Genomic DNA, 15,310 nt, shown 5'->3' with positions numbered 1-15,310 from the left:
ATATCAGGCTACCACTCCAGATTAAAGATATAACCAACAGCCAGCCAGAACATCCAGTCATCATATTTATTCTGGGGACCAATGGGTCTAAGCCCGTCGACAAAATCTGAAAAATAACGATGCCATCTGAACTCAACAAAAAGATCAGACTTCCGTGAATAATTATATTTTAAGCCAACATGAAGATTTATAGACGTTGTGACATTTGGATTATTTGTAAACGCAGGCTCTTCTCCAGGTCCTGCAAGAAATGTGGGGAAAGTAGTGCCTGGTAAACCAAGGCCCCCCTCTAGAGTAGTATCGGCAAGTGGTGAATAATATACAAAGTTGAAACCTACACCAGCATAGGGTGTCAAAGCACGCGATCTTCTATCAAACTCAATAATCCTCATCAAATAATACTCTAGGCCTGTCCCAGCCTCAAGAACACTCGCATTGCCAAACATGGATCGCAGTTGCAAACCTCCCTGACTATTTTTTTCTGCCCAAACACCGTAGTGATTTTTATTAGTGGAATGATAGGATATAGTAGTTCTGACGGTAAAATGCTCATTGAAATACGGTCCTAAAAGTGGTTTGTTTGAATAGCAATTTCCACATCCAAAATACAAATAATGATTCACTCCAACACCAAGTCCTGAATTTTTTAGATTGGATTCGACATCATATCGTAACCCATAGTCACCCCTAAAGGAAACTGGTCCAGCCATTACCGAAATTTCGTGAGTGATTTGAGCGAGAGCTTCCGTTTTAATCCCTAGTACTGTAAAACATAAGAAAGCAATGACGATATAATGCTTGAACTTCATGAAAAGGAATTAATTGGACAAATATAGAAAAACAAAAAAATAAACCAGCTTATAATCTTGAAATATGAGGCTGTAAGCAATTAGGACTCAAGCAAATATTAATCAATTTTTAAGGTATCTCTAAAATCGAAATTATATCTTTGCGGAACCAATAAAAAAATAACCAATAAATAAGAATAATAAAATGAGTGAAGAGATAAAAAAATTTTTAGATACAGTTTCAGAAAAGAATCCAAATCAGCCTGAATTTTTACAAGCAGTTGATGAAGTAGCAGAAACTATCATTCCTTTCATGGAAGAAAATCCGAAGTATAAAAACCATAAGTTATTGGAGCGTATGGTAGAGCCAGAGCGTGTGGTTATGTTTAGAGTGACCTGGGTAGATGACAATGGCGAAATACAGGTAAATAGAGGATACCGAGTTCAAATGAATTCAGCAATCGGGCCCTATAAAGGCGGGTTAAGGTTTCACCCTTCTGTAAACTTAAGTATTTTGAAGTTTTTAGCCTTTGAGCAAGTTTTCAAAAACAGTTTGACTACCCTTCCAATGGGTGGCGGCAAAGGAGGTTCAGACTTTGATCCTAAAGGTAAGTCTGATAATGAAGTGATGCGATTCTGCCAAAGCTTTATGACTGAGTTGTACCGACATATAGGAAACGATAAAGATGTGCCCGCTGGAGACATTGGAGTTGGTGGTCGTGAAATTGGTTATCTCTTTGGTCAATACAAGCGAATTCAAAATGAATTTACAGGCATTTTGACAGGAAAAGGGCCGTCTTTTGGAGGGTCTCTTATTCGTCCGGAAGCGACAGGTTATGGCGTAGTGTATTTTACTAAAGATATGCTTGAACGCAACAATGAGGATTTTAGCGGTAAAAAAGTGGCTATTTCTGGCTCAGGAAATGTTGCACAGTATGCTTTCCAAAAAGCCATACATCTTGGTGCTGTTGTAGTAACTTTATCAGATTCTTCAGGATTTGTCTATAGTCAAAACGGTTTCCATTCAAAAGAATTTGATTTCTTACAGGAACTAAAAAACGAAAGACGTGGTAGAATCCATGAAATGGCAGACAAATTTGAACATGTTGAATATTTTGAAGGTAAAAAACCATGGGATGTTGGTACACCTATAGACATTGCTCTGCCATGTGCTACCCAAAACGAATTGAATGAAGACGATGCCTATAAGCTGGTTAACAAGAAAGTCAGATTTGTAGCTGAAGGTGCTAACATGCCATGTACTCCAGAAGCTGTTGAGTACTTCCATAAGAAAGGCGTAATTTTTGCTCCAGGAAAAGCATCTAACGCAGGAGGTGTGAGTGTTTCAGGACTTGAAATGTCTCAAAACTCGATGAGATATAACTGGACATCAGAAGAAGTTGATAGTAAATTAAAACAAATCATGAATGATATTCATGAAGCATGTGTCACTTATGGAAAAGATAAAAGCGGTCATGTGGATTATGTAAAGGGAGCCAATATCGCAGGTTTTGTAAAAGTAGCAGACGCTATGATTGCTCAGGGTGCAGTATAAATTATCTCTATAAAATTTCCAAAAAGCCAGTTGTAATCATATTCAACTGGCTTTTTTAGGTTTAAGCCTATTTTTTACAATAAATTCGACCCAAATATAGTTTTAAGAAAACAGATGATGTACATGAAAAATTTTTCGCTTTTGATTTTACTTTTCCCCTGCTTTCTTTTAGCTCAAAACTTTTCTGAGCGCTGGGAAAGTTATTATTCATATTACAACATCACAGATTTATATGAAAGCAAAAACAAAATATATGCAGCAGCAGAAAACGTTTATTTTGTTTATGATATTCCTTCTCAAACTGTTGAAACCGTCACCTCTATTCAGGGTCTGTCTGGAGAACAAATCTCAAAAATTTATCACTCAGAAGCTTACGGGTTAACTTGTATAGGATATAAAAACGGGCTTCTGCAAATAGTGATGGATAACAATCAGAATATATTTACAGTAGTTGATATAAGAGACAAGGTTTCAATTTCTCCAAATGATAAACAAATCAATAATTTTTTTGAGTTTGAAGGTGTTCTTTACATCTCTACAGATTTCGGTATAGCTAAATATAACTTAGAGAGCTTAGAGTTTGAAGAATCTTTCTTTATCGGTAACAATGGTGAACAAATACAAATCAACCAAATCACAATTGCTGAAGGAAAGATTTACGCTGCTACCACAATACAAGGGATAAAAACGGCAGCAATTGATAACCCGAATCTTATTGATTTTCAGAACTGGCAAACTGAATATCCCGGAAACTGGAAAGGTGTTCTTTCGTTTTCTGATAGAATATTTGGCTTAAGAAATAACAACAGTATTTATGAATTAGAAAACGGTTCAGCTTCAGTTTTTAATGCTATTGATTCTGAGGTGTCAGGATTCAATGTAAGTGGTGATCAACTCGTCATTACTGCTTCCAACCGAGTTTTGGCTTACAATTCAGAACTGAATCTTCAGGCGTTTATCAATCAAGTTCAGGAAGCAGAGTTTGATATTAACACCTCCGTGGCAAGCAATGGCCAGTATTTTTTGGGACATACCCGTTTAGGTTTATTGAATTTTAATTCGAGAGAACTCGAAACCTATTCAGAACTAAGCCCGAAGGGGCCTTTATTGAATAGAATATTTAGCCTGAATGCTACACCCACAGATCTTTGGATAACCTTCGGAGAATATAGTCAATTCCTGAATCCCTATCCGTTAAACTATAGAGGCTTGAGCCGTATGACTCCTCAAAGCTGGGTTAATATCCAGGTAGAGAATCTTGGAAATGCTGCAGAATTATCTGAAGTTACAATAGACCCTCAAAATCCTGAGCATATATTTGTGAATAGTTATTTTGATGGACTTCTTGAAATTGAAAATAATGAACTTATCAATAGTTACGATAATTCAAATAGCAATATAGAGGGCGTTGACGGCTTTCCAGATAATAACAGAATTGCTTCCAGTGCGTTTGACAGTGAGAATAATCTCTATTTCGTTGATTCGAATTCTCCCACCCCTGTGAAAAGATTAACCCCTAGTGGAAACATACAAAAATTTGAGGCTGAAGATGGATTCCTCACCCCTACTGAAACCAATACAGGTAAATTGGTTATAAACCAAAGCGGTGTTCTTTTTATTGCCACCTTAAAAGACGGGATTGTAGTTTTTAATACTACCAACAACCAGTCAGGTCTCATAACGAGTAATGTTCAGGGGGTAGATTTTCCAGATACGTTTAATGTAAACCCCAATATTACAGCTTTAGAAATAGATCAGGATTCTCGTCTATGGATAGGTACAGAAGCAGGTTTAAGAGTGATGCCCAATCCAAACTCTATTCTCGATGAAAATGCTGGAGTAAACGTGTCTCCTATCATCATAGGAGATATCGATGGTCTGCCTCAGGAACTCCTATTTGAGCAGTTTATTACAGATATAGCGACAGATGGAGCCAATAACAAATGGATTGCTACAGCAGATTCCGGTGTGTTCCAAGTCTCTCCAAATGGAAGAGAAATTCTCAATATTTTCAATAAGGATAACTCTCCCCTACCCACCAACAGCGTGAAAACCATTGCTGTAAATCAAGTTACAGGGGAGGTGTTTTTGGGAACAACTAATGGTTTGCTTTCCTACTCTAGTCTTATAACTTCAGGCAATGAAACTCTTGAAAATTTAAGAGCTTTCCCAAATCCTGTAAGGCCTCACTATAACGGGCTTGTGACCATAGATGGGCTTACTGATGGTGCAAACGTAAAGATTACGGATGTTACAGGTAATTTAGTATTTGAAGATTTTGCAGATGGTGGCACTTTGCAATGGGATACCAGAGCTTTTGGAAAGCACAAAGTCGCCTCTGGAGTCTACTTAATTATTGTCACAGGAGAAGATCAAATTGAAAATAAAGTGGGTAAATTAATGATCATACGCTGATGCAAATCAAAACAAAAGCCGTTGTCATTTCCAGCATAAAGTATGGAGAAGCAAACCTCATCGCCAAATGCTTTACTGAAGAAAAGGGTCTGGTGTCTTATATTCTGAAAGGCATTCGCAAATCCAAAAGAGGAAAATTAAGAATGTCTATGTTTCAGCAGCTCTCTCTGTTAGAAATTGAAACTTTTCATAAAGACAATAAAAGCCTTCAGTATTTAAAAGAAGTTAGAGTTTTTCACCCTTACCAAAGCTTGCAATCCAATGTTTATAAATCTACAATGGTGATGTTTCTGGCTGAGGTTTTGAAAAGCTGCATTCAGGAGGAAGAAAAAAATGAAGCTTTATTTAAATTTCTAGAAGAGAGTTTTGTGTATCTGGACGAAGCTGAATCTATTAAAAACTTTCACCTGCATTTTGTCGTAAAACTAACTCAGTTCCTTGGTTTTTATCCTGATAGTCATAGTATAGCTTTTCCTTATTTCGATATGCTTAATGGCATTTTCCAGCTTAAAGAATACAACTCCTATTCGTTTAATAATGCAAATTCAGAATTGCTAAAGGAGCTGATGAACTATTCGGAATACAGCGAAGCCAACCAAATCAAACTCAATCAGGACCGAAGAAAAAGCTTTCTGGACTTTATGATGTTATATTATGAGTTACACCTACAGGGCTTTAGAAAACCTAAATCTCTTGAAATCCTTCAGCAAATTTTTTAGCTATAGTCCCCTTTCCTTCTGAATTTGCTCATAGGCTTCCTGAACTTTATTAAATTTTTCCTGAGCCCCTTTTTGATAGGCTTCATCCATATGCTGAAGTTTATCGGGATGAAATTTTTTGGCCATGGATCTGTACGCTTTTTTAACTTCAGAATCGCTTGCAGACTTCTCAATTTCTAGAATTTTATAGGCATTATCCGCAGATTTAAAGAACATCGCTTTAATGCTTTCAAAATCTGAATTTGCCAACTGAAGATTTTGAGATATCTCTAATAAAACTCTGAGTTCTGCTTCTGAAACATGACCATCTGCATTCGAAATATTAAAAAGGAAATGTAGAATTTGAAGCCTGACTTCATAGCGTACTCTAGGCCTTAGATAGTTGCATATTTTATCTACCGAAATTTCACGGTTTTTAATAACATCGTTGAATGTTCTAAAGGTTGCGTTGGCTCTTTCTTTACCATAGGCCTGTACAAAGTACATTCTCACGAAATCCATCTCCTGCTGACTTACTTTGCCATCGGCTTTAATGACCAAAGAGGACAAAGAAAGGAGATTGAGTTCAAAATCTCCAGGCGAAACCTGCCCACCTTGTTCCTGGAAAATTTTCCCAAATCCTCCGCCAGTAGTGGACGAAGAACTTCTAAAAATCCTATCTAAAATAGAACCAATTATAAATCCTATTACAGCTCCTACAAAACCTCTAACATAAAAGCCAAGAATGGCACCAATCCACTTCAAATCAAATAATTTTGAATGCAAATATATAAGCATCACATGGTATAATTCAGAAATCTGAAGCTTTTTTAAGAAGATTGAACAATAGACAACAGAATTAAAATCATTGTGTTAAGAACTAACGAGATAAAAGACAATTTTATACATTTGTATTTAAATTCAGTTTAAATAAAAATCAAGATATATGTATCCACCAGAATTAGTAAAACCAATGCAGCAGGAATTAACCGCTGTAGGTTTCGATGAGTTAAGAAGCAAAGCTGATGTTGATGTTGCTTTGGCTAAGGAAGGAACAACATTGGTAGTCGTCAATTCAGTTTGTGGCTGTGCAGCTGCAAACGCAAGACCAGGAGCTATAAAATCACTTCAGAATGCCAAGACACCAGATCATCTGGTCACTGTTTTCGCAGGAGTAGATAAAGAAGCTACCGATGAAGCAAGAGCCAAAATGATACCTTTCCCTCCAAGTTCGCCCTCTATGGCCCTTTTCAAGGATGGAGAATTGGTTCACATGCTGGAAAGACATCACATCGAAGGCAGACCTGCAGAAATGATTGCAGATAACCTTATGGATGCTTATAACGAGCATTGCTAAAAATTAAAAACATCGAAAAAGCCGCTTTTTAAATAAAAAGCGGCTTTTTTTAATTGAAAACTTCAGATGCAGCTTAAAAATAAGCAGTAAAATGTAATTTTGACGTGTAAATTACTTTCAAGAAATCCACCACATGAAGAAAATTATTTCATATCCGCTTTCTGTTATTTTTTATCTCTTTTTTGGATTAACACTTCTTATTTTTCATGTTTTACAATGGATTTCGTTCAATCTTTTCGGTTATCAGGCCCACAAAAAAAGTGTTGACGTTTTTAACTTTTTCCTGTTGCGCTGCCTAAACCTTGTAGGGACCAGGTTTCAATTCAAGAACTCTTTTTCATTTGAAAAAAACCGCCCCCATATCATTGTTTCCAATCACCAAAGCATGTTCGATATTCCCCCAATTATCTGGTACATGAGGCAGTTACATCCCAAATTCATCAGTAAAAAAGAACTGGCAAAAGGCATTCCTAGTATCTCTTATAATTTAAGGCATGGAGGTTCTGTGTTAATCGATAGGAAAAACGCTGGACAAGCTCTTGGTCAGATCAAAAAACTAGGCCATTACATTTCTGAAACCAAACGAGCTGCCGTTATTTTTCCTGAGGGAACACGAAGCAAAACAGGGGTTCCAAAACAATTTGCTTTCAATGGACTCAAAACTTTATTTGAAGCCTGTCCAGATGCCGTTGTTGTCCCTGTTTGCATTAACAACTCCTGGAAACTTCAGCGATACGGGATGTTCCCTTTAGGCGTAGGCGCTTTTTTAAAGCTCGAAGTCTTACAACCCCTGCAAGTGAAAGATTTTGAAATTCCAGAATTGATTCAACTTATCGAGAAGATTATTACAGAAAACGTTCAATTGGAGTAAAGCTTATGACGCAACCAGAAATCATTTCAAACACTAAAATCTTTGTCCAGGAAACCCTTAAAGATGCAGAAGGTGGACACGACTGGTTCCATATTTTAAGAGTTTATAACAATGCCAGGCATATTTTATCCAAAGAAACTGCTGATACATTTATAGTAGAACTAGCCAGTTTACTTCACGACATTGCCGACTCCAAGTTTCACAAAGGCAATGAAGAGATAGGCCCGCAAAAAGCAAAAGCCTTTTTAGAAACGCAAGCCGTAGATCCGGAAGTGATCAATCATGTGGTGAGCATCATCGAAAATATATCCTACAAAGGCGGTCATAAGTCTTCAGATTTTCATTCGATTGAGTTGGATATCGTTCAGGATGCAGACCGACTGGATGCCATAGGTGCTATAGGAATTGCGCGAACCTTCAACTTTGGCGGTTTCAAAAACAACCCCCTTTACGATCCGGAGATACCTGCAAATCCGAACCAAAGCAAAAAAGAATACAAGAAATCCAGGTCTCCCACTATCAATCATTTTTATGAAAAACTACTGCTTCTGAAAGACAAAATGAATACAGAGACCGCTAAAGAGATTGCCACCAAGCGCCATGAGTTCATGGAAACATTCTTAGACCAGTTTTACAAAGAGTGGGAAGGTGAGCTTTGAGTTTACCTGATGGAAAGCACCAAGTCTTCAGACAGGACAAACACATCTTCATCCTCTTCTGGCTCTATCAGAAAATGACCCGTAAACGTCCCGAAAGCTGGTAAAATAAGTTGCTGCTTTTTCCTGTAAAAACAAGACAGTTTCAATTGTTGTCGTCCTTCTCCTCTCAACCTGTAGCCAGGATGCAAATGCCCACAAATATTAAAAAAGCCCTCTTTTTCCAAGGGATGATGAGTCAAAAACAAAGCCTCGTAAGTGAGTTGCGGCAGCACTTCAATTCCAAGATCTTCAAAACAGTACTGCGGAATGATATCGTGATTACCGATGATGAGTGTCATTTTCACTTTTTGTAATTTCACCCAGGCTGTAAATCTTTCCCAGTCTTTATTTTGGGTAGAATGGAATAGATCTCCTAGAAATATCAGCTTATCCGGCTCAAATTCATCAAGGATTTGATTCAGTTTACGGAAGTTTTCCAACCCAACCTGAGCTGGTAAAGCACTCCCATTTTTTCTAAAATGATCTATCTTTCCAAAATGTACATCAGCAATTAAAACTGAGTTTTGGGATGGCCAATACAGGCACCCACTCGGGTGCATTATAAAATCGTGACGTCCGTAATTAAGTTGCAAAAATTATTGTGTTTATATTCTGAAATTAAAACTGCTAAATAATGGAAATTGTAGCCGTTGGCCTCAACTCTCCAGTTTGGAAGTGAACTGTTTTAGTTTTCCGCTTTCTGAGCGTTCCAACTCTTCTTTTCTTTCAAAAATTAGCAACAGACCTTTTTCTAAATAGGTGTCAACAGCCTTATGGATAGATTGCTTTTGATCTTGATTCAGTTCACTTTCAGCTTTGTAGTAAATGACGAATTTAGATAGCTCTTCCTGTACGATTTTGATTTCTTTCACCAGTCCTGCATCTTCAATGACAGACTTGGTGACATAGTAAAAACTTAAAGCAGGTACTTTTTTACCGCTTGGTAAAATCGCAAACTCATTGGTTCTCCCTGTGAGCGATTTTAGAATTTGATTTTGAGGGGTTGACTTTTCATCGATCACACCCCTGTCGCCAATTTGATAGCGTATAAACGGATGTGCTTTATTATACAGGGATGTAATGACAATATCCCCTTCTTGTCCATTGGGCAATGCATAACCATCCTGATCCACCACTTCAACATAAATCGTTTGGTTGTTGAGCTGCCAATCGCCTTTCGGATTTTCAAAAGCAATAATCCCTAATTCACTGGCACCATATTCATTCACAACCGCAACACCAAACTGACTTTCGAGAAGCGCTCTGTCTTCGTCAAAAAGCATTTCGCTAGTCGCAATACACAATTTTAGGGTTGGACAAATCGATTTTAAAACAACCTGCTGTTCTTTCAGAAACTTGGCAAAAAGAACGATAGAACTTGTGTATCCATTGATGTAATCAAAAGGTTTTTCCTGAAATAAATTCAAAAACTTATGCAGATTAGTTTCAGATAAATCAAAAATATCAAAGCGGTGCCTGTTGGCTAAAATGTCTTTGAAGCGTTCTTTTTGATGACCTACAAAATCTCTGGGAATACCATAAAAACGGGCTTCGTAGGAAAAATTCATATCGATTCCGTGTTGTTTATACAACCAAATCGTATGAGCCCAGGTCAGTGCATGAGCATATTTATCCTTGGCAAGGATAAAAGGATGTCCGCTGGAGCCTGACGTTTTATTGACGAAAACCTTTGGAAGCTTGTAGCCCTTGCTTAGGCGGTCCACAAGAGGCTTTTGTAAATCCGCCTTTGTCATTATAGGAATTTCATTCCAGGAATTATAATGGGTCTTTTTTATAAAACTAGAATAGTTAGAATTATTCTTCACGTGGAAGTTAAGAATCTGATCTCGCCTATTTTCATTATAATTTTGAAAATCAGCATCAGAGATGCTAAGAATAGATTCAAGGTCTTTTTGAGCCTTTTGTATTGGAAACCCCTTTAAACTTAAAATTTTTTTGAACCGGTTCACAGAATTTCTAGGTTTTCATTAGAAAAGCAATTTACAAACATTTACTTTTGATGCCTAACATTAGAACAAAATCTCATGAATGTATTGATACTTGGAAGTGGCGGACGTGAACATACCATAGCACATCAGATTTCCAAAAGTCCAGGTTGCAATACTTTATTTGTAGCCCCAGGAAATGCGGGTACCTCATCATGTGCTACTAACCTGAAGCTGGATATTCTCAATTTTGAAGAGGTTGCCAAGAGCATCAAAACGCATGAAATTCAAATGTTAATTGTTGGTCCGGAAGCCCCTCTTGTGGAAGGCATCAAGGATTATTTTGATGAGAGAGAAGAATTTTCAGACTTAAAAATCGTCGGTCCTTCCAAACGCGGAGCCTTACTGGAAGGTAGTAAAGAACGTGCTAAGGAGTTTATGAAATCACACCAGGTTCCAACTGCAGCTTATCAAAGTTTCAGTGAAAAAACACTGGAAGCCGGAAAGGAATTTTTAAAAACAATGCATCCCCCTTATGTACTCAAAGCAGACGGGCTTGCAGGCGGAAAAGGCGTTTTGATTTTAACACATTTAAAAGAAGCACAGGACGAACTTGAAAATATGTTAACCAACAGCAAGTTTGGAATAGCTTCAGAAAAAGTTGTCATAGAAGAATTTTTAAACGGAATTGAACTTAGTGTTTTCGTACTGACAGATGGAAAGAATTACATAACACTTCCCAACGCCAAGGATTACAAACGTATTGGCGAGGCCGATACAGGCCTGAATACTGGGGGTATGGGTGCTATCTCTCCAGTGCCTTTTGCAGATGAAGCCTTCATGAGAAAAGTAGATGAAAAGATCATCAAACCAAGTATTGACGGGCTTTACAAGGAAGATATCGACTTTACAGGCTTTTTGTTTATAGGTTTGATGAAAGTTGGCGACGAACCGTTTGTGGTAGAATATAACGTCAGAATGGGTGACCCGGAAACCGAAGTTGTCATTCCGAGAATCAAAAATGACTTGCTGGACGTCTTATCCAAAACAACTGAAGGTAAAATACAGGAAGTTCAACTTGAGATTGATGCACAACATGCGGCTACAGTTATGCTTGTTTCTGGTGGTTATCCTGGGACTTACGAAAAGGGGAAAGTTGTTTCTGGTTTAGATAAAACTGAGGAAGACGAAAAGGTCTTTGTTTGTCATGCTGGCACCAAAAAAGAAAACGACCAGGTTTTAACAAACGGAGGTCGTGTCATTGCTGTAACTGCTTTTGGGGATACCTTTCAAAGGGCTTTGGAAAAAGCTTATGAAAATGTGAATCACATAAATTTTAAAGGGATGTACTATAGAAAAGACCTGGGAAAAGACTTAGTCTAAATCTGCATTTTTTCCTAAAAATGGATGTGCTTTCACGCTTTTATCTTCTTCACCGCTTTCATCAAAGGTTTTTAACTGTTTCATCCAGTAAAAAAACGCAACGAAGGCAATGAGTACAAAAACAAAGTTCAAACCGTTGGCAGCTAACCATGAATCATCTTGTAGTTCTCTAAGAGCATCTAAGGGTAAAAACAAAACATCTTCAAATAAACTAGCAATACCTTCAAAAAAATCCTTCATGTCTCTGATATATTATATTTACTTTGCAAAAGTAATAAATTAGACCATGTTAACAAGACTTTTTAGTCATTCAAAACCCATTGCTTTTGCCATTCTGAGCATTTTATTTGCTGTGGCCTTTTTTATTGAAAATTTTTTATCAACTACGATAAATTTCAATGTCTCATTTTTAATAAAAAAAATCGGTGTTTTAATCGTTTTTCTTCTGATTTTATTTCTGCTTAATTTTATAGTAAAACGAAATAAAATTCACAAACAACATACCTATGCTGTGTCGAGTTTTGCACTTTTGATCATTGCATTTCCAGAGGTATTAAGATCTTCAGAATTTATTATAAGCTATTTCTTTTTGCTTCTTGCTTTTAGAAGAATTCTCAGCCTAAAAACCAATACTAACTTCAAACAGAAGATTTTTGATTCTAGTGTATTGCTTTCTATTTCAATAATCTTAGAACCTTTTCACTGGCTGTTTCTAGTGGTGATTTATTTTGGTGTTATTATGTATGCTTCTCAAAACTACAGACACTTTATTATTCCTTTTGTCGGGCTTGCGGTAGGTTTCGTTATTCACCTTAGTTATTTTTTAATTTTTGAAAATAAATGGATTAATTTTTATGACTATTTACCAGAGTTTACGGGTATAGACTCCTTTTTTGACAGCTTTAAATATGGCAATTTACTGGGACTGTTATTACTAATTTTGGTTTGGATCATTTTTCAATTGCCTATCATTTACAATCGTGCAAAATTACATGTAACTGAGAGTTTAAGTCTGGTTATATTTTTTATGCTGATTTCAATTTCAGTAATTATAATCAATAGTGCACCTTTATCTATGGACGCCATTTATCTTATTTGGCCGCTTTCAATATTAGTAGGGAATTATTTTCAGTTGAAGTCCACAAAAAAATGGACGAAAGAAGTTTTCTACCTTATTTTTTTATCTGGAATTGTATTTTCAGCTTTATATTGAAAAGACCATTGCCAATAGCAAAGTCTATTTTAAAAACACTTTCTATATTTGTAACCACCCAAATACAAAATCATGTTTTCAGAAAAAGCCAATAGAATATTTCAAAGTGTCATCGAAACCTATCATGTAAAAGATAATGTTGATCAGGAATTCAAAAATCCATTTGATAAAAAAGAAACTCTTATTGAACATTTGTTATACAGAAAGTGTTGGATAGACACAGTTCAGTGGCATTATGAAGATCTTATAAGAGATCCTAATATTTCTCCTGAAGATGCTCTCGTGTTGAAAAGAAAGATAGACGCTTCCAACCAGGACAGAACCAATACTGTAGAATATATAGACAGTTATTTTTTGGACCTTTTTGATACAATCGAGCCAAAACCCAATGCAAAGATCAATACTGAAAGTCCTGCATGGGGAATCGACAGACTTTCCATTTTAGCATTAAAGATTTATCATATGAATGAAGAGGCCAACAGAACGGATGCCTCAGAAAAACATCAGGCAGCTTGTAAAGCAAAGCTTAATGTGCTTCTTGAGCAGCAAAAGGATTTATCTCTGGCCATAGACCAGCTTCTGGAAGACATCAAGGTTGGTGATAAATACATGAAGGTGTATAAGCAGATGAAAATGTATAATGATGATGAAATGAATCCTGTACTGAGAAGTAAACGTTAAGATGAGCCGTCCGAGCCACATTCTTGTGATACGGTTATCTGCCATGGGCGATGTAGCTTTGATCGTTCCTGTTCTCACTCATTTGTTGCGCACTTATCCCAACCTAAAAATTACAGTGCTTACAAAGCCTTTTTTTGCTCATTTATTTGACCATCTAGAACAAATAAATGTTGTAAAAGCTGAAGTCAAAATCAGGCATAAAGGAATTCCAGGCTTATGGATACTGGCAAAACAACTTCATAAATTGAAGATTGATACTATTGCCGATTTGCACAATGTCCTGAGATCGCGAATACTATGTGGGTTCTTAAAAATCCTCGGCCACGAATATTATACAATAGACAAAGGCAGATCAGAAAAAAAGGCATTAACACGGTCTAATAATAAGATTTTAAAACCTCTTAAAAGCACGCATCAGCGCTATGCAGATGTGTTCAAAAAGCTAGGCTTACCACTTGAAAAGGAATTCAAAATAGAAAAAACTCAACTCCCACTTTCTTCGGAAATTGAATCTGTCCTCAATTTAAATAAATCTAAAAAGTGGATTGGTATTGCTCCTTTTGCTGCGCATTCTCCAAAACAATATCCTTTGAAGTTGATGAAGAAAGTCATTTCAAAACTAAGTCAGGAAGAAAACACTCAAATCCTGTTATTTGGCGGTGGAAAAAAGGAGGTGAAGAAGTTAAAAGCTATAGCTGAAAATTTCAGCAACTGCGAATCTGTAGCTGGAAAATTTAGTTTTCCAGAAGAATTACAACTGATTTCGAATCTAGACCTCATGCTATCTATGGACAGTGGTAACGGTCACTTGGCAGCCATGTATGGAGTAAATGTCATCACCATCTGGGGAGCGACGCATCCTTATGCAGGTTTTGCACCTTTCGGCCAGACCCAGGAACAGCAACTTTTACCAGATCTTGAAAAGTACCCGCTCTTGCCAACTTCTGTTTATGGAAACAAAAAGGTGATTGGATACAAAAAGGTTATGGATGATATCAGACCTGAAGATGTGATCAGAAAAGTAAAATCAAATTTGCTTTAAAACAAAAAAAACTGCCCTTTGAGAGCAGTTTTTATAGAGTTTTCGAATAAAAACTATTTGTTTTCTGAATAGCGTTTCGCAACTTCTTCCCAGTTAATCACTTCAAAGAAATGTTCAATATATTCTGGTCTTTTATTTTGGTAGTTGAGGTAATAAGCGTGCTCCCAAACATCAATTCCTAAAATAGGAGTTCCACCTGAACCAACATTTGGCATCAATGGATTGTCTTGGTTTGCAGTTGAAGTCACTTCTACTTTTCCTCCATTATGAACGGTTAACCAAGCCCAACCAGATCCAAATTGACCTGCTGCTGCTTTTGAAAAAGCTTCTTTAAAAGCTTCAAAAGAACCAAAAGATTCATCGATTGCTTCTGCTAACTCACCTGATGGTTTTCCACCACCTTTTGGCGACATCACTTTCCAAAATAAACTGTGGTTATAAAAACCACCACCATTATTTCTTACTGCAGTATTTGATAAATCTAGATTGATTAATATATTTTCTATGGTTTTTCCTTCTAAATCGGTGCCTTCAATAGCATTGTTCAGTTTAGAAGTATATCCAGCATGGTGCTTTCCATGGTGGATTTCCATTGTTTTTTTATCGATATGTGGCTCAAGAGCATCATGAGCGTAGTCTAATTTTGGTAATTCAAAAGCCATA

General features: G+C 36.8%; 16 protein-coding genes. 10 read left to right on the top strand and 6 right to left on the bottom strand.

Features of this window, described 5'->3' with window-relative positions:
- Positions 1–8 precede the first annotated feature (8 nt).
- Positions 9–809, bottom strand: coding sequence for a THC0290_0291 family protein (locus LB450_RS02920; RefSeq protein ID WP_224486360.1), 801 nt, complete (start codon positions 807–809; stop codon positions 9–11).
- 184 nt (positions 810–993) lie between these two features.
- Here LB450_RS02920 and gdhA point away from each other — a divergent pair, with 184 nt between their 5' ends.
- From gdhA to recO, 3 genes are all read left to right on the top strand, one after another.
- Positions 994–2,343 (top strand): NADP-specific glutamate dehydrogenase, encoded by a 1,350-nt coding sequence (gene gdhA, locus LB450_RS02915; RefSeq protein ID WP_224486359.1) that lies wholly within the window; start codon positions 994–996, stop codon positions 2,341–2,343.
- A gap of 123 nt (positions 2,344–2,466) precedes the next feature.
- A complete protein-coding gene (gene porZ, locus LB450_RS02910; protein WP_224486358.1) occupies positions 2,467–4,758 on the top strand; it encodes a type IX secretion system anionic LPS delivery protein PorZ in 2,292 nt (763 codons plus the stop codon).
- Complete coding sequence (recO, locus tag LB450_RS02905; protein ID WP_224486357.1) at positions 4,758–5,477, top strand: DNA repair protein RecO; 720 nt, start codon at positions 4,758–4,760, stop codon at positions 5,475–5,477. Before porZ ends, recO begins: the two co-directional genes overlap by 1 nt.
- Here the strand turns inward: recO and LB450_RS02900 are convergent, their stop codons facing one another.
- On the bottom strand, positions 5,478–6,254 hold the full coding sequence (locus tag LB450_RS02900; RefSeq protein ID WP_224486356.1) for a TerB family tellurite resistance protein: 777 nt from the start codon (positions 6,252–6,254) through the stop codon (positions 5,478–5,480).
- 148 nt (positions 6,255–6,402) lie between these two features.
- Here LB450_RS02900 and LB450_RS02895 point away from each other — a divergent pair, with 148 nt between their 5' ends.
- From LB450_RS02895 to LB450_RS02885, 3 genes are all read left to right on the top strand, one after another.
- A complete protein-coding gene (locus LB450_RS02895; protein ID WP_224486355.1) occupies positions 6,403–6,813 on the top strand; it encodes a BrxA/BrxB family bacilliredoxin in 411 nt (136 codons plus the stop codon).
- 133 nt (positions 6,814–6,946) lie between these two features.
- Positions 6,947–7,684: a lysophospholipid acyltransferase family protein gene (locus LB450_RS02890; RefSeq protein ID WP_224486354.1), complete on the top strand. Its 738-nt coding sequence runs from the start codon at positions 6,947–6,949 to the stop codon at positions 7,682–7,684.
- A gap of 5 nt (positions 7,685–7,689) precedes the next feature.
- Positions 7,690–8,343, top strand: coding sequence for an HD domain-containing protein (locus LB450_RS02885; protein ID WP_224486353.1), 654 nt, complete (start codon positions 7,690–7,692; stop codon positions 8,341–8,343).
- Positions 8,344–8,345: 2 nt separating this feature from the next.
- On the opposite strand, the gene pdeM is transcribed toward LB450_RS02885, so the two are convergent.
- Positions 8,346–8,975: a ligase-associated DNA damage response endonuclease PdeM gene (gene pdeM / locus LB450_RS02880; protein ID WP_224486352.1), complete on the bottom strand. Its 630-nt coding sequence runs from the start codon at positions 8,973–8,975 to the stop codon at positions 8,346–8,348.
- A gap of 63 nt (positions 8,976–9,038) precedes the next feature.
- Entirely contained in the window at positions 9,039–10,352 is a 1,314-nt protein-coding gene (locus tag LB450_RS02875) for a phenylacetate--CoA ligase family protein (protein ID WP_224486351.1), read from the bottom strand.
- A gap of 75 nt (positions 10,353–10,427) precedes the next feature.
- Between LB450_RS02875 and purD the strand changes: the two genes are divergently transcribed.
- The gene (gene purD, locus LB450_RS02870) at positions 10,428–11,711 is read left to right on the top strand and encodes a phosphoribosylamine--glycine ligase (protein ID WP_224486350.1); all 1,284 of its coding nucleotides are present in this window, start codon (positions 10,428–10,430) and stop codon (positions 11,709–11,711) included.
- Here purD and LB450_RS02865 read toward each other — a convergent pair.
- Entirely contained in the window at positions 11,703–11,951 is a 249-nt protein-coding gene (locus LB450_RS02865) for a DUF6341 family protein (RefSeq protein ID WP_224486349.1), read from the bottom strand. The genes purD and LB450_RS02865 overlap by 9 nt on opposite strands.
- Before the next feature lie 46 nt (positions 11,952–11,997).
- On the opposite strand from LB450_RS02865, the gene LB450_RS02860 reads away from it, so the two are divergent.
- The 3 genes from LB450_RS02860 to LB450_RS02850 all read left to right on the top strand — a co-directional run bounded on the left by LB450_RS02860 (position 11,998) and on the right by LB450_RS02850 (position 14,647).
- The gene (locus LB450_RS02860) at positions 11,998–12,924 is read left to right on the top strand and encodes a DUF6427 family protein (protein WP_224486348.1); all 927 of its coding nucleotides are present in this window, start codon (positions 11,998–12,000) and stop codon (positions 12,922–12,924) included.
- Positions 12,925–12,996: 72 nt separating this feature from the next.
- Positions 12,997–13,605, top strand: coding sequence for a DUF4254 domain-containing protein (locus LB450_RS02855; protein WP_224486347.1), 609 nt, complete (start codon positions 12,997–12,999; stop codon positions 13,603–13,605).
- 1 nt (position 13,606) lies between these two features.
- Positions 13,607–14,647 carry a glycosyltransferase family 9 protein gene (locus tag LB450_RS02850; RefSeq protein WP_224486346.1) on the top strand — a complete coding sequence of 347 codons (1,041 nt, stop codon included), beginning with the start codon at positions 13,607–13,609 and terminating at the stop codon, positions 14,645–14,647.
- 53 nt (positions 14,648–14,700) lie between these two features.
- On the opposite strand, the gene LB450_RS02845 is transcribed toward LB450_RS02850, so the two are convergent.
- The gene (locus LB450_RS02845) at positions 14,701–15,309 is read right to left on the bottom strand and encodes a superoxide dismutase (protein ID WP_224486345.1); all 609 of its coding nucleotides are present in this window, start codon (positions 15,307–15,309) and stop codon (positions 14,701–14,703) included.
- Position 15,310 lies beyond the last annotated feature (1 nt).

Source organism: Psychroflexus curvus (assembly GCF_020164585.1).
In the GTDB taxonomy this organism is placed as follows: Bacteria; Bacteroidota; Bacteroidia; order Flavobacteriales; family Flavobacteriaceae; genus Psychroflexus; species Psychroflexus curvus.
The sequence above is the reverse complement of the archived record's forward strand: the minus strand, read 5'-3'. Positions and strand labels throughout refer to the sequence as shown.

Coding starts and splice junctions, on each gene's coding strand:
- LB450_RS02920 (WP_224486360.1), bottom strand. CDS start 809: ATGAAGTTCAAGCATTATATCGTCATTGCTTTCTTATGTTTTACAGTA.
- gdhA (WP_224486359.1), top strand. CDS start 994: ATGAGTGAAGAGATAAAAAAATTTTTAGATACAGTTTCAGAAAAGAAT.
- porZ (WP_224486358.1), top strand. CDS start 2,467: ATGAAAAATTTTTCGCTTTTGATTTTACTTTTCCCCTGCTTTCTTTTA.
- recO (WP_224486357.1), top strand. CDS start 4,758: ATGCAAATCAAAACAAAAGCCGTTGTCATTTCCAGCATAAAGTATGGA.
- LB450_RS02900 (WP_224486356.1), bottom strand. CDS start 6,254: ATGCTTATATATTTGCATTCAAAATTATTTGATTTGAAGTGGATTGGT.
- LB450_RS02895 (WP_224486355.1), top strand. CDS start 6,403: ATGTATCCACCAGAATTAGTAAAACCAATGCAGCAGGAATTAACCGCT.
- LB450_RS02890 (WP_224486354.1), top strand. CDS start 6,947: ATGAAGAAAATTATTTCATATCCGCTTTCTGTTATTTTTTATCTCTTT.
- LB450_RS02885 (WP_224486353.1), top strand. CDS start 7,690: ATGACGCAACCAGAAATCATTTCAAACACTAAAATCTTTGTCCAGGAA.
- purD (WP_224486350.1), top strand. CDS start 10,428: ATGAATGTATTGATACTTGGAAGTGGCGGACGTGAACATACCATAGCA.
- LB450_RS02865 (WP_224486349.1), bottom strand. CDS start 11,951: ATGAAGGATTTTTTTGAAGGTATTGCTAGTTTATTTGAAGATGTTTTG.
- LB450_RS02860 (WP_224486348.1), top strand. CDS start 11,998: ATGTTAACAAGACTTTTTAGTCATTCAAAACCCATTGCTTTTGCCATT.
- LB450_RS02855 (WP_224486347.1), top strand. CDS start 12,997: ATGTTTTCAGAAAAAGCCAATAGAATATTTCAAAGTGTCATCGAAACC.
- LB450_RS02850 (WP_224486346.1), top strand. CDS start 13,607: ATGAGCCGTCCGAGCCACATTCTTGTGATACGGTTATCTGCCATGGGC.
- LB450_RS02845 (WP_224486345.1), bottom strand. CDS start 15,309: ATGGCTTTTGAATTACCAAAATTAGACTACGCTCATGATGCTCTTGAG.